General features: G+C 64.7%; 15 protein-coding genes, 1 other RNA gene and 1 riboswitch. Of the genes, 9 read left to right on the forward strand and 7 right to left on the reverse strand.

The genetic code is table 11. The features are described 5' to 3' along the window. Positions 1-24 precede the first annotated feature (24 nt). From L0U82_RS03810 to L0U82_RS03820, 3 genes are all read left to right on the forward strand, one after another. On the forward strand, positions 25-1,536 hold the full coding sequence (locus L0U82_RS03810) for a leucyl aminopeptidase (protein WP_233828610.1): 1,512 nt from the start codon (positions 25-27) through the stop codon (positions 1,534-1,536). 67 nt (positions 1,537-1,603) lie between these two features. Then, on the forward strand, positions 1,604-2,020 hold the full coding sequence (locus tag L0U82_RS03815; protein ID WP_233828611.1) for a DNA polymerase III subunit chi: 417 nt from the start codon (positions 1,604-1,606) through the stop codon (positions 2,018-2,020). Positions 2,021-2,171: 151 nt separating this feature from the next. Continuing rightward, positions 2,172-3,080 (forward strand): DUF2486 family protein, encoded by a 909-nt coding sequence (locus tag L0U82_RS03820; RefSeq protein WP_233828612.1) that lies wholly within the window; start codon positions 2,172-2,174, stop codon positions 3,078-3,080. A gap of 125 nt (positions 3,081-3,205) precedes the next feature. Here the strand turns inward: L0U82_RS03820 and L0U82_RS03825 are convergent, their stop codons facing one another. Beyond that, positions 3,206-3,547 carry a c-type cytochrome gene (locus tag L0U82_RS03825; RefSeq protein ID WP_233828614.1) on the reverse strand — a complete coding sequence of 114 codons (342 nt, stop codon included), beginning with the start codon at positions 3,545-3,547 and terminating at the stop codon, positions 3,206-3,208. 201 nt (positions 3,548-3,748) lie between these two features. Next, positions 3,749-5,422 carry a dihydroxy-acid dehydratase gene (ilvD, locus tag L0U82_RS03830; protein WP_233828616.1) on the reverse strand — a complete coding sequence of 558 codons (1,674 nt, stop codon included), beginning with the start codon at positions 5,420-5,422 and terminating at the stop codon, positions 3,749-3,751. A gap of 234 nt (positions 5,423-5,656) precedes the next feature. On the opposite strand from ilvD, the gene L0U82_RS03835 reads away from it, so the two are divergent. Together L0U82_RS03835 and lgt are read left to right on the forward strand one after the other, a co-directional pair. Continuing rightward, positions 5,657-6,637: a LysR family transcriptional regulator gene (locus L0U82_RS03835; RefSeq protein ID WP_233828617.1), complete on the forward strand. Its 981-nt coding sequence runs from the start codon at positions 5,657-5,659 to the stop codon at positions 6,635-6,637. Positions 6,638-6,722: 85 nt separating this feature from the next. Next, a complete protein-coding gene (lgt, locus tag L0U82_RS03840) occupies positions 6,723-7,628 on the forward strand; it encodes a prolipoprotein diacylglyceryl transferase (RefSeq protein WP_233828618.1) in 906 nt (301 codons plus the stop codon). A 151-nt stretch (positions 7,629-7,779) separates the two neighbouring features. On the opposite strand, the gene L0U82_RS03845 is transcribed toward lgt, so the two are convergent. The 5 genes from L0U82_RS03845 to L0U82_RS03865 form a co-directional block, all read right to left on the reverse strand. Further along, positions 7,780-8,508: an SIMPL domain-containing protein gene (locus tag L0U82_RS03845; protein WP_233828619.1), complete on the reverse strand. Its 729-nt coding sequence runs from the start codon at positions 8,506-8,508 to the stop codon at positions 7,780-7,782. 173 nt (positions 8,509-8,681) lie between these two features. Continuing rightward, positions 8,682-9,140: an EVE domain-containing protein gene (locus L0U82_RS03850; protein WP_233828620.1), complete on the reverse strand. Its 459-nt coding sequence runs from the start codon at positions 9,138-9,140 to the stop codon at positions 8,682-8,684. 148 nt (positions 9,141-9,288) lie between these two features. After that, positions 9,289-9,470: non-coding RNA, 6S RNA (ssrS, locus tag L0U82_RS03855), on the reverse strand. A 156-nt stretch (positions 9,471-9,626) separates the two neighbouring features. Further along, positions 9,627-9,938 (reverse strand): cell division protein ZapA, encoded by a 312-nt coding sequence (locus L0U82_RS03860; protein WP_233828621.1) that lies wholly within the window; start codon positions 9,936-9,938, stop codon positions 9,627-9,629. Next, a complete protein-coding gene (locus L0U82_RS03865) occupies positions 9,935-10,294 on the reverse strand; it encodes an ATPase (protein ID WP_233828622.1) in 360 nt (119 codons plus the stop codon). Before L0U82_RS03865 ends, L0U82_RS03860 begins: the two co-directional genes overlap by 4 nt. Before the next feature lie 206 nt (positions 10,295-10,500). Next, a riboswitch (cobalamin riboswitch) is annotated at positions 10,501-10,760 on the forward strand. Between the two features lie 91 nt (positions 10,761-10,851). On the opposite strand from L0U82_RS03865, the gene L0U82_RS03870 reads away from it, so the two are divergent. Genes L0U82_RS03870 through cobT form a run of 4 tightly spaced genes read left to right on the forward strand, consistent with a single transcriptional unit; the run spans position 10,852 to position 15,898 of the window. Further along, a complete protein-coding gene (locus L0U82_RS03870; protein WP_233828624.1) occupies positions 10,852-12,804 on the forward strand; it encodes a TonB-dependent receptor domain-containing protein in 1,953 nt (650 codons plus the stop codon). Between the two features lie 39 nt (positions 12,805-12,843). Beyond that, a complete protein-coding gene (locus L0U82_RS03875) occupies positions 12,844-13,923 on the forward strand; it encodes a FecCD family ABC transporter permease (protein ID WP_233828625.1) in 1,080 nt (359 codons plus the stop codon). Further along, positions 13,920-14,780, forward strand: a complete 861-nt coding sequence (locus tag L0U82_RS03880; RefSeq protein WP_233828626.1) for an ABC transporter ATP-binding protein — start codon at positions 13,920-13,922, stop codon at positions 14,778-14,780. The genes L0U82_RS03875 and L0U82_RS03880 overlap by 4 nt, the downstream gene beginning before the upstream one ends. 56 nt (positions 14,781-14,836) lie before the next feature. Beyond that, positions 14,837-15,898: a nicotinate-nucleotide--dimethylbenzimidazole phosphoribosyltransferase gene (gene cobT / locus L0U82_RS03885; RefSeq protein ID WP_233828627.1), complete on the forward strand. Its 1,062-nt coding sequence runs from the start codon at positions 14,837-14,839 to the stop codon at positions 15,896-15,898. Positions 15,899-15,942 lie beyond the last annotated feature (44 nt).

The raw sequence follows: 15,942 nt of genomic DNA on the forward strand, positions 1-15,942 counted from the left end.
AGATTTTATCCGAGGACAAGCGCGATGGACTTTAGCATAAAAGCCTGTGATTGGACCAAAGGCTCGACGAACGGCTTCCTGACCGGAAAATCCGATTGCATCGTGATCGGCGTGTTCGAGTCGCAAACGCTGTCGGGCGCCGCGCTGGAGATCGACGAGGCCACCAAGGGCCTGCTCACGCGCATCATTAAGGCCGGCGACATGGACGGCAAAGCCGGCACCACGCTGTTCCTGCACGAAGTATCGGGCATCGGCGCATCGCGCGTGCTGCTCGTCGGCCTCGGCAAACAGGATGCTTTCAGTCAGAAAGCCTACGGTGAAGCGGTCCGTGCCGCATGGCGCGCGCTGCTCGCCACCAAGATCGTCCAGGTTACCTTCACGCTCGCGCAACTGCCGGTGCTCGAGCGCACGTCCGACTGGTGCGTGCGCGCCGCGATCCTCGCGCTGCGCGAGCTGACCTACCGCTTCACGCAGATGAAGAGCAAGCCGGACAACACGCCGCGCGCGCTGAAGCGCGTCGTCTTCAGCGTCAACACCGGCGACGAGAAGGCCGCCAAGGTCGCCGCGAAGCAGGGCGCCGCGCTTGCCAACGGCATGGACCTGACGCGCGACCTCGGCAATCTGCCGAGCAACGTCTGCACGCCGACCTACCTCGCGAACACCGCGAAAAAGCTCGCGAAGGACTGGAAGCTGAAGGTCGAGGTGCTCGGCGAGAAGCAATGCGAGGCGCTGAAGATGGGCACGTTCCTGTCGGTCACCGCGGGTTCGGTCGAGCCGGCGCAATTCATCGTGCTGCAGTACCAGGGCGGTGCCGCGAAGGCCGCGCCGGTGGTGCTGGTCGGCAAGGGCGTCACGTTCGACACCGGCGGCATCTCGCTGAAGCCGGGCGAGGGCATGGACGAGATGAAGTACGACATGTGCGGCGCGGGTTCGGTGCTCGGCACGCTGCGCGCGGTCGCCGAGATGGGCCTGAAGATCAACGTGGTCGGCATCATCCCGGCGGTCGAGAACATGCCGTCGGGCACCGCCACGAAGCCGGGCGACATCGTCACGAGCATGAAGGGCATCACGGTCGAGATACTGAATACCGACGCCGAAGGCCGTCTGATCCTGGCCGACGCGCTCACGTACGCCGAGCGCTTCAAGCCGGCCGCGGTGATCGACATCGCCACGTTGACGGGTGCCTGCATCATCGCGCTCGGCCATCACAACAGCGGTCTGTTCTCGAAGAACGACGCGCTTGCGGGCGAACTGCTCGACGCATCGCGTGAAGCAGCCGATCCGGCATGGCGCCTGCCGCTCGACGACGAATATCAGGAGCAGCTGAAGTCGAATTTCGCGGACGTCGCGAACATCGGTGGACGTCCGGCCGGCAGCGTGACCGCGGCCTGCTTCCTGTCGCGCTTCACCGATGCCTACCCGTGGGCGCACCTCGACATCGCGGGCACCGCGTGGAAGAGCGGCGCGGCCAAGGGGGCGACCGGCCGTCCGGTGCCGTTGCTCGCGCAGTTCCTGATCGACCGCGCCGGGCAATGACGCAGTGCGGTAAGCGCGCGCAGCGCGCGCGGCGGCAAGCTGGATGGCAAGCGCAGCGGAGCGGCCGATGACGAGAATCGACTTTCACTCGAACGTCGGCGATTCGCTGACGTACGCGTGCCGCCTCGTGCGCAAGGCGTACCTGGCGGGTCAGCCGCTCGTCGTGCTGGCCGAACCCGCGCGCCTGCGTGCGTTCGACGAAAAACTGTGGACCTTCTCGCCGCTCGATTTCGTGCCGCACTGCATGGCGGGTACGCCGCTTGCAGCCCAAACTCCGGTCGTACTGGCCGCGAATCTCGACGATGTGCCGCATCATCAGGTGCTGCTCAATCTCGGCGCGGCAGTGCCGGCGCAGTTCGCCCGCTTCGAAAGATTGCTCGAAGTGGTCGGTAACGCACACGAGGAACTCGCCGCGGGCCGTGACCGCTATCGTTTCTATCGCGATCGCGGCTATGCTTTGAACAACTACAAGCAGGGCGGCTAGGCTTTCCTGGTTCCGCTTCGCGATGTCCGCCGCGTCCATCCGGTTCTTCATATCATCAGCCGTCATCGATGGCCGATGACGGCCGGTGGCGATGACGCGGCGGCGCACGAGCGGCTTGTCCCCGCCTTCGACTCAAACACGGAGAGCGCACGTGTCCGATTCCAACGACAATTCGATCCCGGTCCTGAACGAAATCCTCGTGCCGGGCCGCGCGCCTCAGAGCCGCGACGCGTCGGGCGCAACGGTTACGCCAGCGGCTCAGCCGGCCCCGGGATCCGCCGCGCAAGTCGGGCAGGCCGCGCAGGCCGGGACGCAGCACGAACCGGTTGGGCGCCAGGAACCCGCGTTTGCGCCGCCACCAGCGCATCCGTCTGAACCTGCGCTCGCTCCCGAACCTGTGCTGGCGCCACAACCAGTGCTCACGCCCGAAGAGCTGGCTTCACCGGAGCCGGTCCTTGCGCCGGAGCCTCTGTCCGAATCCAGATCCACTGACGAACCTGTTATCGCGCCGGCGCCGCAAGCCGGGCATCCGGCCGCGCCAGTTTCTGCTGCCGTTCCCGAGGCCGAGTTTCATCAACCGCATGTGGCCGACCATACGCATGCGAAGAAGCATCCGCGTCCTCATCGTGGCATTCATGCGCGCCACGGCCATGACGATCTTCACGAAGACATGGAGGTATCACCGGGCGTGTTCGATCGCGGCGAGCCGGGTGTGCCGCTGGAGGCCGGCGCAACGGTGCCGCCGGATTTCGATTACGAAGCGGAGCACGGCCCCGCCCACGATGCGACACACGACACCGCGCACGAAGCCGCGCAATCGCAGCCTGAACTCGACGCCGACGTGATCGCGGAACGCTTGCGCGGACGATTCGCCGGCTTTCTGGCGGGCGACGGACGCGGCATCATCGAGGTGCGCTGCCGCGATGCGTTGCAGCAGCATACGAGTCTTCTCGTGGGTCAGATCACGACGGAAGTCGCGCGCGCACTCGAAGCCGAAATGGCCGGCTGGGTGCGAGAAGCCGTGGCGGATGAGATTGCACGGCGCTCTGGTCGCGACTGAGTCTGTTCGCGACGGATGTGCCGCGGTATGTGATGCGGCAGAGAAAAGGTAGAGCGGCGGCGGATCCATCGACCACGAATTGGTGCCCGCCTTTCAGCGACGCATCGTCACCCGCAACACGCAGTCTATTTGAGCGTCAATACCCAGGCCGCGAGCGTGGCCGCCTGATCGGGCGTGAGCTGGGTGTTCGCGGGCATCGGCACCGTGCCCCATACGCCCGTACTGCCATCGAGAATCTTGTGCTTCAGATACGCGGCGGCGTCCGCGTGCCCCGCATATTTGACCGCGACATCGTGCAGCGCCGGCCCCATGAACGGGCGCGTGACCGAGTGGCAACTCATGCAGTTTTTCTGCTGGGCGAGCGCGAGGCCCGTCGAGGCCTCGGCATGGACGGCGGGACTGGCGGCGCTCAATGTAATGGCGAGCGCAACAGCGGCTGATCCGGCTGCATACGACATCGATTTCATTATGGTCTCCGCCGGTGCGGATGCCCGGCTCGTGGTGCACGCATTATAAGAGCAAAGGGGCGCACGGATTTTCGTGCGCCCCCTGGCGTTTTTGCGTAGATTACGGCGGCCTGGATGAATTGGTTTGGAAGCCCATGACGCTGACTCTCGCTAGCTGCTAGTACTACCCGCTTCCGCTCTCGACCCCGTTGCCGAGCTTGATCACCCCGTCACCGCTCCCCGGTTCGCCGGCTGCGCGAGCGCGAAATATTTCGCCATCACACCGCGCGTATAGCGCGGCTTCGGCGCCTGCCATGCGGCGCGGCGGCGCTGCAGTTCCGCGTCGTCGATATTCAGTTGCAACCGCAGCTTGTGCGCGTCGATCGTGATCGAGTCGCCTTCCTGCACCAGCGCGATCGTGCCGCCGACGAACGCTTCCGGCGCGACGTGCCCGACCACCATCCCCCAGGTGCCGCCCGAGAAGCGGCCGTCGGTGATCAGGCCGACCGATTCGCCGAGCCCCTTGCCGATGATCGCCGACGTCGGCGCGAGCATCTCCGGCATGCCGGGGCCGCCTTTGGGCCCGAGGTAGCGCAGCACCACGACGTCGCCGGCGACGATCTTGTCCGCGAGGATCGCTTCGAGCGCGCTCTGCTCGTCGTCGAAGACGCGCGCGGGGCCGGTGATGACCGGGTTCTTCAGGCCGGTGATCTTGGCGACCGCGCCGTCCTCGGCCAGGTTGCCCTTCAGGATCGCCAGATGGCCTTCCTTGTAGAGCGCCTTGTCGATCGGGAAGATCACCTGCTGGTCGGCGCGCGGCTTCGACGGTACGTCCTTCAGCTCGTCGGCGAGCGTGCGGCCGGTGATCGTCATGCAATCGCCGTGCAGCATGCCGGCGTCAAGCAGGATCTTCAGCACCTGCGGAATGCCGCCGGCCTTGTGCAGATCGGTCGCGACATACTGGCCCGACGGCTTCAGATTGCAGATCACCGGCACTTTCTTGCGCATGCGTTCGAAGTCCTCGATCGTCCATTCGACTTCGGCCGCATGCGCGATCGCCAGATAGTGCAGCACCGCGTTGGTCGAGCCGCCGGTCGCCATGATCAGCGCGACCGCGTTTTCGATCGACTGCTTCGTGATGATGTCGCGCGGCTTCAGGTCCTTCTTCACCGCTTCGACGAGCACGCGCGCCGATTCGGCGGCCGAATCGACTTTCTCCTGATCGGGGTTCGCCATCGTCGACGAATACAGCAGCGACATGCCGAGCGCTTCGAACGACGAACTCATCGTATTGGCCGTGTACATGCCGCCGCACGAACCGGTCGATGGGCAGGCGTTGCGCTCGATGCCGTCGAAATCCTCCTGCGACATGCGGCCCGCGGTGAATTCGCCGACCGCCTCGAACGACGATACGATCGTCAGATCGGTGCCCTTCCAGTTGCCCGGGCGGATCGTGCCGCCGTACACGTAGATGCCCGGCACGTTCATGCGCGCGAGGCCGATCATGCCGCCCGGCATGTTCTTGTCGCAGCCGCCGATCACGACCACGCCGTCCATCCATTGCCCCTGCACGCAGGTCTCGATGCAATCGGCGATCACTTCACGCGACACCAGCGAGTACTTCATGCCCTCGGTGCCCATCGACATGCCGTCCGAGATCGTCGGCGTGCCGAAGGTTTGCGGATTCGCGTCGGCCTGTTTGATTGCGACCACGGCCGCGTCGGCGAGGCGCTGCAGGCCCGCGTTGCACGGCGTGATCGTCGAATGGCCATTGGCGACGCCGATCATCGGCTTGTCGAAATCTTCTTTCTGGTAGCCGAGCGCGTAGTACATCGAGCGGTTCGGCGAGCGCGCGACGCCTTGCGTGATGTTTTTCGAACGACGGTTGTATGCCATGGGGAAGCTCCAGTCTGTCTGTTCTGTTCGTGATCCGCGCCGCGCGGGTGCCGCGCCGGCGCGGCCGGGAGTGAGCCGGGGTGGGCAGGTCGGTGCGTCGATGAGTGCGCCGGCGGGTTCGGCGGCGGCGCACCCGTTCAGTGTAGTGCCGCCGCGCTTCGCGTAGAGGCGGTTTTGCGTGCCAAGTGTCGCGTGTATTATTCGCGGCTATCTGAGTCGTAAAATATATTAATCATGCTGCCGACGATTCCCGACCTACGCCAGTTGCGCTATTTCGTCACCGTCGCCGAGGAAAAGCACTTCGGGCGCGCGGCCGTGCGTTTGTCGATGACGCAGCCGCCGCTGTCGCAGGCGATTCGCGCGCTCGAAGAGACGCTCGGCGTCGAACTGTTCGCACGCACCAAGCGCTCGGTCGAACTGACGGCGGTCGGCGCCGATCTGCTGCCCGAGGTGCAGCGCCTGCTCGCGGCCGCTGAAGGGCTGCGGCCGCTCGCGCAAAGCCTCGCGCGCGGCGAGGCGGGCGTGTTGTCGCTCGCGTTCGTGTCGACTGCGGACTATGGCTTGCTGCCGCTGCTGCTGCGCGATTTCGGCGTGCGTCATCCGCGTGTGCGGCTCGAACTGACCGAGGCGACCAGCGACGTGCAGGTCGACGAACTGGTGGCCGGGCGCCTCGACGCGGGCCTCGTGATCGCGCCGCTGCCGCCGCGGCATGCCGCGCGACTGTCGTGGCTGCCGATCGCGCGCGAGCCTCTGGTGATCGCGATGTCGACGGAGATGGCGCAGCGCGTGCCGGGCGCCGCCGGCAACGCTGACCCACAGCCAAACGCGGATACCGCCGAATGGCTCGACACCCCGGTCAGCCTGCGCGATCTTGCCGACGTACCTCTCGTGATCTTTCCAAGGCGTCTCGCGCCAGGCTTTTATGACATCATTATGGATTGCTACGGCGTCGCGGGCCTTACGCCGCGCATCGGCCAGGAGGCGATCCAGATGCAGACGATCGTCAGCCTCGTGTCGGCCGGCATGGGCGTCGCACTGGTGCCGCAATCGTTGCGTAATCTGCGCCGCACCGGTGTCGTGTACCGTCCGCTGTCGGAGTCTGTGCCGGCGATCGAGACGGGCCTCGTCTGGCGCACGGACGAGGTGAGTCCGGTGCTCGCGGGCTTTATCGAGATCGTGCGTGCTCATGCCGCGACGGTCGCGGCGCGTGCGTAGCGGCGCGTGCCGAAGGCCGTCGTCGATCGCGTCGAGTGTGCCGCCGTCAAACCGCTTCTGAACCTGAACTGCCCATAACTACCCGATGCTCATTCACCCCAATTTCGACCCCGTCGCCATTCATCTGGGGCCGCTCGCCGTGCGCTGGTATGGCCTGATGTATCTCGTCGCGTTCGTCGCGGCGATCGTCGTCGCCCGGCTGCGGCTGCGTTTGCCTTACGTTGCCGCGCAAGGCTGGACCGCCAAGGATATCGACGACATGCTGTTCTACGGCGTGCTGGGCACGATTCTCGGCGGCCGCCTCGGCTACGTGCTGTTCTACAAGGCGAGCTTCTATTTCGCGCATCCGCTGGAAATCTTCAAGGTGTGGGAAGGCGGCATGTCGTTTCATGGCGGCTTTCTCGGCGTGACGTTCGCGATGGTGCTGTTCGCGTTTCAACGCAAGCGTTCGTGGCTGCAGGTGACCGACTTCGTCGCGCCGATGGTGCCGACCGGACTCGCGGCGGGACGCCTCGGCAACTTCATCAACGGCGAGTTGTGGGGCCGTGTGACCGATCCGTCGTCGCCGTGGGCGATGCTGTTTCCCGGCGCCGCGCCGGATGACGCCGCGTGGCTCGCCGCGCATCCGCAGCAGGCCGTGCAATGGCATCTGAACGAAGTGTTCGCGCAATATCACCTGCTGCCGCGGCATCCTTCGGAGCTGTATGAAATCGCGCTCGAAGGCTTCGTGCTGTTCTTCGTGCTGATCTTTTTCTCGCGCAAGCCGAAGCCGCTCGGCGCCATTTCGGCGATGTTCCTGATCGGCTATGGCCTCGCGCGTTTCACGGTCGAATTCGCGCGCGAGCCGGACGATTTCCTCGGCTTGCTGGCGATGGGCCTGTCGATGGGCCAATGGCTGTCGCTGCCGATGATTCTCGCGGGCATCGGCCTGATGGTGTGGGCGTATCGCCGTGGGCGCCGCGAGCCGGCGCAGGCGGTCAGTGCAAGCTGACGGGCGAGCGTTCGTTCGGCACGGGTGCTGATGCTGAATTCCTGAACGAATGAAATGAAAAACGCCACGGCATGAAGTCATGCCGTGGCGTTTTTATTGGTACGTTCGTCGTGTGCGTATCGATCGACGCAAGCGCGGCTCGCCGCGCGCATCACTTCATCTGCACCGACCCCGACACATTGACCGTTACCGTCGACGTGCCGCCTTCGAGCGGCATCGGCGCCATCTTCGCGTCGGTGCTCATCGTGCGCGCGCTCATCATCATGACCGGCCGCGGCATCACATTGCCGCTGTGATTCACGTTGACCTCGCGGATCGAATAGCCGCTAAAGCCGAACGCTTGCGACGACGAGGCTGCCTGCTCGCGGAACGACTTGATCGCGTCGCCCGTGAGCCGCTGCTCCGCCGCGCGCTGCGCTTCCGGCGATAGCGAGAAGCTCACGTTGCCGACCTGCATGATCGATGCCATCTGTCCGGCGAGCTTCGACGCTGCGCCGAAGTCGCGCGATTCGAGTACGACTTCGGTACGGCCGCGCCACGTCGAGATGCGTCCGTCGCGGTCCGTCGACGGGAAGATCGCAAACGAGCCGGTGCGCGCGGTCACGCCGGTGACGCCGCGCGCTTTCTGCAAGGCCGCGTCGGCGCGCTGGTTCAGCGTGGCCGTCAGCGAAGACGGATCGTTCGCTTCCTGCTCGAAAAACAGCGTGATATCGACGACGTCCTGCGGCACCTCCGCGCTCGCTTGCGCATTCAGCGACAGAACCCCCGAAGGCTGCGGCATCACGCCCTGCGCGCGAGCGAGGGTTGGGGTCAGCGCGAGCGCGACAGGCGCGGTGCAGGCGAGAGCGAGTGCGAGTGCCCGTGCGGCTTTTTTCGTCATTGCTGGACTCCTTGGTTGAACAGGTTGTGCTCGATTGACGCGAGCGCCGGCTTGCGGCGCGAGGTGGGTGGCCTGGGTGGGAGTGGAGATACGGATGATCGGCAGCGAGGAGATTCACACGTCCGCCGATCGCGCGGTCCTGAGTCACATGCGACTGAATGCCGAATTTGCCTTTAAGCCAGCTGTTTGGTGATGAAACGCCATTCGGCTTCGCTCACCGGTGTGATCGACAGACGGTTGCCTTTGGCCAGCACGCGCATGTCCTGCAATTGCGGATGCTCGCGCAACGCGGCGAGTGGAATCAGCGGGATCTTCTTTTTGAACACGACATCGACGAGGATCCAGCGCGGTGTTTCCGGCGACGACTTCGCGTCGTAGTACGGGCTCTTTTTGTCGAACTGCGTCGGGTCCGGATAGGCAGTGGACGACACTTCCGCGAGGCCCGCAATGCCGGGCTCGGGGCAGCTCGAATGATAGAAGAGCACACCGTCACCGACCTGCATGGTGTCGCGCATGAAATTGCGCGCCTGATAATTGCGCACACCAGTCCACGGCAGCGTGCGATGCGGTGCGTTGGCGAGATCGTCGATGCTCGCTTCGTCCGGTTCGGACTTCATCAGCCAGTAGCGCATGAATCGAATTGAACGTTAGAGATTGAACGACACGCGGGTCCGAACGGGTGCCTACGAAAAAGCGCCTGAAAAGCGGCACAAAAACAGCGCAAAAAAACGGGACCCAAAGAAAAACGGCATCGAACCGAAGTCCGATGCCGTTCCAGATAAGGTCCCCGCCTTAGCCGCTAGGCCGGCATCCTGAACCGAGGGTTCAGAATTGGTCGCAGTTAGCAACACTTCGGGTACATCAGACAGAGTGACGCGCACGCCCGTGCTACAAATTTCCGCAACCGTGCACATGGCATTGGTTCAAGGAATATATGACCTTGGCGAACCAGGCAGGGAAGCTAAACCGATAAAGCTACAACACAATCACTTAACGATTGAACTCAAATGCTTGCCGTGATCTTCTCATGTACTTCAGAAAAGTGACACACGGGTACTGCATTCGAGCCACTTCGTTGAGCACGTGACCGGTTCGAAACCGGCACGCTGCTACGCTTGCTACATGCTGTACTGTTGGATCACAGTACCTAGCTGATCGTTCATTTGCTGCATTGTACGCCGGATTTCTTCAGCGGGAAATGCTTCTCCGTGTCTTACGCTGCTTTGCAGCTTAAGCAGTTCCGATGCCAGCGACAGCGCAGCCATGACGGCAATGCGATCCGTGCCGCGCACGTTGCTCGCGCTACGAATTTTTTTCATTTCCGCGTCGACGCGCGCCACCGCTTCGAGCAGCGCGCCTTCGGTTTCCGGCGAGCACGCGAGACGATAGGGTACGTCGAGGATCGAGACTTCGATCTGCTTGGTGGTCATGCGTTTTCTCCGTGGCGGCTGACGTCGCTTTCCGCTTCTTCGCCTTCGGGATGGCCAGAGTCGAGCAGATCGAGCTGGTTATCCGGTTCGCTGCTCGCGCGTGCGCGCGGCAATTTTTCGAGAATCGCATTCAGGCGCACCTGCGCGTCGTCGATCTTGGCGGACAGTGTGTCGCGTTCGGCTTGCAGCGCGTCGCGCTCCGCGCGCAATTGCGCGAGTTCCGCACGGGTGGCCTCGACTTCGGCACGTGAGTGCGCGAGCTGCTCTTCGAGCGCGAGCCGCGCTTCGTTGTGGCGCTGGCTGATCGCAATCAGCTTGCCGATATTCTGGGAGAGTGATTCGAGTTCGGTGAGCATGTGCTGCGTCCTCTAAAGACATCGCATTTTAGCGCGGAATATTACAGGTTCCGACAATTGTCTCGTTTCGAGACGTAACAACATCGCTTCTTGCACGCTTTTTCCCGACCATAAGATAAAAAACACGTCACCCGCCGGACAATAGCCCGCGTTTTACGGAACGGCTATTCGCGGGCACGCTTTCTTGACGCCCATCGAGGCCGCTCCTAAACTTGCCGCACTCTGGTGCTCGCGCGCGCGTTTCCGTGCGCGCAGTTAAACGGGAAGCAGGACGCGCGGGGTGTCGAACACCGCGGACGCGAACCTGCGCTGCCCCCGCAACGGTAAGCGACCGCATGTTCACATGCAGGTCGGTCCTGAACGCAGGTTCGAAGCTTAACTTGCGAGTGTGCCACTGCGCGTCACGCGTGGGAAGGCGGGACCGATGCGTCGCAGCCCGGATACCGGCCAGAGGGAGAGCACGTCGCCCATCAGAACGTCAAACAGGGGGGACGTCTCGTTACGCGTCGGCCTGCGGGGAAGCGGGCCGCGCCCGCCACTCACAGGAATATCATCCGATGCAGTCCCCCATCGCCCGCGCGGCGTTGCTCGCGTTCGCGAGCCTGCCGCTCGTCGTGCATGCGCAAAGCGCTGAACCCGCGGCTTCGGCGTCCGCCGTGCCGGCCGGCGCTTCATCCCCGTCTTCATCTTCGTCTGTCACTGCGGCAACCGCTCCCACCGATGCGAACCTCGCCGCCGCCGAAGCGGTCACCGCACTTGCGCCGATCGTCGTGACCGCCGAACGCGGACCGCAAGCGCTCACCGATGCGATTCCGCAAACCGCGCAGTTCGATCAGCAGGACATCGCCGACACCACCGCGACCGATCTGCCAGGCCTGCTGCAACTCGCGCCCGGCGCGCAGATCACGCGCAACGGCGGCCCCGGTTCGAGCGCGAGCCTCTCGTTGCGCGGCGCGTCGGCGACGCAATCGCTAGTGTTGATCGACGGCGTGCGCGTCGATTCGGTGAGCCTCGGCAGCGCGCAGATCTCGCAGATTCCGCTCGATCAGGTCGATCATGTCGAAGTCGTCAACGGCAACGTGTCCGCGTTATACGGATCGGGCGCGATCGGCGGCGTCGTGCAGGTGTTCACGAAGGACGGCGGCGATCATCCGCCGCGTTTCAACTTTTCAGTCGGCTACGGCAGCTATCACACGCAGACGCAAACGCTCGGCGCCAACGGCGCGCTCGATCGGGATGGCCGCACGACCTTCAGCATCACACTCGCACGCACCAGGGACGATGGCTTTTCGTCGATCAACCCGAGCCAGGCGCCGGGCGCGAATCCGAATGCGAACGGCTATCTGAACGAGAGCATCTCGGCATCGCTGCGTCACAAGTTCAACGACAACTGGGATGCGGGCGTGCGCTATTTGCAGTCGAACGGCAACAATAGCTACGACAACGCGTATGGCGTGCCGACCGATCTGAACAACCTGTATAGCAAGGTGAGTCAGGTGTCGGTGTTCGCGAACGGCAGGCTGACCGACTGGTGGACCACGCACTTCACGGTCGCCCAGGGCGACGATCGGAGCGTGTCGAATACCAACGGCGTCTATAACGGCCGCTTCGATACCGACAGTCGTCAGTACACGTGGCAGAACGATTTCGCGCTCGCCGCGCATCAGAAGCTGCAGATCGGCTACGAACATCTGGACCAGAGCCTCGACTCCGATACGTTCGGCGCGCCCGAGCGTCATGTCGATTCGGTGTTCGCGGGCTATACCGCGAGGTTCGGCCGCAACCAGATTCAGGCCAATGTGCGGCGCGACCAGTATTCCGATTTCGGCGGAGCGAACAGTTACTATCTCGGCTACGGTTTCGACATCACGTCGCACTGGAAGGCAACCGCAAGCTATTCGGATGCGTTTCGCGCGCCGAGCTTCGACGATCTGTACTATCCGTTGAGCGGTAATCCATCGATCCAGCCGGAGCGCAGTCATTCCGTGGAAGCAGGCTTGCAGTACGCGTCGAATGCGCTCGGCGTGATGCGCTTGAACGCATTCCAGACGCGCTATACGAATCTGATCGACTACGTGCAGACGACTCCCGGCATCTATCTGCCCGAGAACGTCGGCCATGCGAAGGTGCAGGGGCTCGAGGGATCGTGGAGCGGTCATGTCGGCAAGACCGACGTGCGCGCGTCGCTGACGCTGCAAAACCCCGTCGATCTCGACAACGACGTCGACCTCGTGCGGCGCGCGCGACGCTTCGGCTCGCTCGCGATCAATCGCAGCATCGGCGTATGGCGCGTCGGTGGAGAGTGGATCGTCAGCGGTCCGAGCGTCGATAGCAACGGCAACCTCGGCGGCTACGGCGTCGTGAATCTGTCGGCGCGCTACAACATCACGAAGGCGTGGTGGGTCAGCGCGCAAATCCAGAACCTGTTGAACAAGGACTATGAAACGGCCTACTCGTACAACTCGCCGGGGCGCGGTGCGTATGTCACGCTCGGCTGGCAGCAGCAGTAATGCGCGCGCCGGTTCGGGCAAGCGCATGAGCGCACGCCGATGAACCAGGCGCCTGCTTCTTCGAGCACGCCGCCGCGCGCACCACTTCGCACGATGAGCGCGAAGCGCGCGGCCATGATCTGGCTCGGGCTCGCACTGGTCGCGCTGGTGGTGCTGATCGCGTCGCTCGCGCTCGGCAGCGTGCCGCTTGCGCCATCGCGCGTGCTTGCGGCATTGGCGCCGTCGCATGCATTCGATGGCGTGTACACCGGCGCGACGACCAACGATCTGGCCGGCGAAATCGTGCGCACACTGCGCTTGCCGCGCGCGCTCGCCGGCTTCGCATGCGGCGGTTTGCTCGCGCTCGCCGGCGCGTTGCTGCAAGTGTTGTTGCGCAATCCGTTGGCCGAACCGTATGTGCTCGGTGTGTCGGGCGGCGCGGCGAGCTTCGCGCTCGTCGCGATGATCGCGGGCGGCGCATGGTGGATCGTCGATGCGAGCGCGTTCGCCGGCGCGTTCGTGTCGATCCTGCTGGTGCTCGGGCTCGCGCGTCGCGAACTGTGGCGCGGCGAGCCGCAAGACACGTCGCCGCGCCTGCTGTTGACCGGTGCGGTGATCGCGGCGGGCTGGGGCGCGTTGATCACGCTGCTGCTCAATCTCGCGCCCGACAGCCGTCTGCGCGGCATGCTGTTCTGGTTGACCGGCGATCTCAACGGCGGCGCGTTGCCGTGGACCGCGCTGATCGCGCTGGCTCTCGCGCTGATCGCGATCGTGCCGGCCGCGCCGCGTCTGAATGTGCTGCTGCGTGGCGATGCGGCCGCCCAGGCGCTCGGTGTCGCGGTGATGCCACTGCGTTTGCGCGTCTATCTGGTCGCGTCGCTCGCGGCCGCCGCGGCGGTAACGACCGCGGGCACGATCGGCTTTGTCGGCCTCGTCGTGCCGCATATGCTGCGTCTCGCGTTCGGCAACGACCAGCGCATGCTGCTGCCGGCGGCCGTGCTCGGCGGCGGCGTCGCGGTGATGGGCGCGGACCTGATCGCGCGTACCGTGATCGCGCCCGCGCAATTGCCGGTCGGCGTGATCACGTCACTGGTCGGTGTGCCGGTGTTTCTGTGGATGCTGTTGAGGCGCCGCCGATGATGCAAAGCCACGACACCTCATCTCCTTCATGTTTGAGCGTGCAACGTCTGACGTTGCGCGCCGGTCCGCGCACGTTGCTCGATGCGTTCACGCACACGTTCAATGCGGGCGAAATCTGGTGTATCGCCGGGCCGAACGGCGCGGGCAAGACGACGCTGCTGTCGACGCTCGCGGGACTCGCGCGAGCCTCGGCGGGCCACGTCGAACTCGATGGCGTGCGGCTCGCCGACTGGCAGCCGGTGCCGCTCGCGCGGCGTCGTGCGTTGATGCCGCAAAGCGCGGCCGATGCGTTCAGCGCGAACGTGTTCGACATCGTGCTGCTGAACCGCTTTCCGCATCTGAGCGACTGGGGCTGGGATGGCGACGACGACCGGGAGATTGCGCACGCGGCGCTCGAACGGCTCGGCCTCGCGCAATTCGCCGCGCGCGACGTGTTGTCGCTATCGGGCGGCGAGCGGCAACGTGTCGCGCTGGCGGCCGTGCTGTGTCAGGACGCGCCGCTGCTGCTGCTCGACGAACCGTTGTCGCATCTCGACTTGCATCATCAGATCGACTGTCTCGAAGCGCTCGTCGAGTGGACGCATGAGCCAGGCCGCGGCACGGCTCGCAGCGTACTGTTTTCGTGCCATGACCTGAACCTCGCGCGCCGCTTCGCGACGCACGCGCTATTGCTCGACGGCGAGGGCGGCGCGCATGCGGGCCCGGTGCGCGACGTGCTGACGCCCGCATTGACGAGCCGCGCGTTCGGCTATCCGCTGATTCTGATTCGCGACGGCGAGCACGAGGCGCTGATTCCCGCGCCGCGTGCGCGTGCACATGATGAATCGCCGACCGGTCATGACCGCGCGTCAGGCTGACCGCTTATTGCGACATTCTCTTTAGTTCTCTCTGGTTCTCTTTCCCGACTACGTCCATGACTTTCTTTCCACGTCCGGCCGGTTTGCCCGAAGTCGTGCCCGTCGATCAGACGCTGCGCGCCGAGTTGCAACGGATCATCGATACGCGCACTAAACCTCCGGGCAGCCTCGGCCGGCTCGAAACGCTCGCGTTGCAGATGGCCCTGATCCAACGCAGCACGCATCCGACCGTGCAGCGGCCCGCGATGATCGTGTTCGCCGGCGATCACGGCATCGCTGCTGAAGGGGTGAGCCCGTATCCGCAAGCGGTGACCGCGCAGATGGTCGCGAACTTCATCGCGGGCGGCGCGGCGATCAATGCGCTGAGCCGCGTCGCCGGTCTCGAACTCGAAGTGGTCAACGCGGGTGTCGCGACGCCGGTGCCGTCGAGCACCGGACTCGTCGACATTCCGATTGCGGGTGGCACGCGCAACTTCGCGCACGAAGCGGCGATGACGCACGACCAGGCACTCGCCGCGATGCAGGCAGGCGCCGAGCGCGTGCGTCATCACGCGGCGCTCGGCACCAACGTGATCGGCTTCGGCGAGATGGGTATTGCGAATACATCAGCGGCCGCGTGTCTGATGAGCCGGCTGTGCGATGTGCCGATCGACGAATGCGTCGGCCGCGGCACCGGTCTCGACGACGCCGGGCTTGCGAAAAAACGCACTGTGCTCGCCGCCGCGCTCGCGCGTCACGCGGATGTCCGCGCGCCGCTCGATGTCCTCGCGACATTCGGCGGCTTCGAAATCGCGATGATCGCGGGTGCGTATCTGGCTGCCGCCGAAGCGCGCATGACGATTCTCGTCGACGGCTTTATCGCGAGTTCGGCGCTGCTGGTCGCCGATGCGTTGTCGCCCGAGTTGCGCGAGTACTGCGTGTTCGCGCATGCATCGAATGAGACGGGCCATCGCCGGATGCTCGATCATTTTGGCGCGCAGCCGTTGCTGTCGCTCGATCTGCGGCTCGGCGAAGGCACGGGCGCGGCGCTGGCGGTGCCACTGCTGCGCGCGGCGACGGCCTTTGTCAACGAGATGGCGAGCTTCGACTCGGCGGGCGTCGCGGATCGCGACGCCTGATGCGTATGACGACACGCGCCGCGACGGCCTTTTTCGCTCCCAAC

This window comes from Paraburkholderia sp. ZP32-5, assembly GCF_021390495.1.
GTDB lineage: Bacteria > Pseudomonadota > Gammaproteobacteria > Burkholderiales > Burkholderiaceae > Paraburkholderia.

Coding starts and splice junctions, on each gene's coding strand:
- L0U82_RS03835 (WP_233828617.1), top strand. CDS start 5,657: ATGCTGCCGACGATTCCCGACCTACGCCAGTTGCGCTATTTCGTCACC.
- L0U82_RS03850 (WP_233828620.1), bottom strand. CDS start 9,140: ATGCGCTACTGGCTGATGAAGTCCGAACCGGACGAAGCGAGCATCGAC.
- L0U82_RS03810 (WP_233828610.1), top strand. CDS start 25: ATGGACTTTAGCATAAAAGCCTGTGATTGGACCAAAGGCTCGACGAAC.
- L0U82_RS03845 (WP_233828619.1), bottom strand. CDS start 8,508: ATGACGAAAAAAGCCGCACGGGCACTCGCACTCGCTCTCGCCTGCACC.
- L0U82_RS03865 (WP_233828622.1), bottom strand. CDS start 10,294: ATGCTCACCGAACTCGAATCACTCTCCCAGAATATCGGCAAGCTGATT.
- ilvD (WP_233828616.1), bottom strand. CDS start 5,422: ATGGCATACAACCGTCGTTCGAAAAACATCACGCAAGGCGTCGCGCGC.
- L0U82_RS03825 (WP_233828614.1), bottom strand. CDS start 3,547: ATGAAATCGATGTCGTATGCAGCCGGATCAGCCGCTGTTGCGCTCGCC.
- L0U82_RS03880 (WP_233828626.1), top strand. CDS start 13,920: ATGATGCAAAGCCACGACACCTCATCTCCTTCATGTTTGAGCGTGCAA.
- cobT (WP_233828627.1), top strand. CDS start 14,837: ATGACTTTCTTTCCACGTCCGGCCGGTTTGCCCGAAGTCGTGCCCGTC.
- lgt (WP_233828618.1), top strand. CDS start 6,723: ATGCTCATTCACCCCAATTTCGACCCCGTCGCCATTCATCTGGGGCCG.
- L0U82_RS03860 (WP_233828621.1), bottom strand. CDS start 9,938: ATGACCACCAAGCAGATCGAAGTCTCGATCCTCGACGTACCCTATCGT.
- L0U82_RS03870 (WP_233828624.1), top strand. CDS start 10,852: ATGCAGTCCCCCATCGCCCGCGCGGCGTTGCTCGCGTTCGCGAGCCTG.
- L0U82_RS03815 (WP_233828611.1), top strand. CDS start 1,604: ATGACGAGAATCGACTTTCACTCGAACGTCGGCGATTCGCTGACGTAC.
- L0U82_RS03875 (WP_233828625.1), top strand. CDS start 12,844: ATGAACCAGGCGCCTGCTTCTTCGAGCACGCCGCCGCGCGCACCACTT.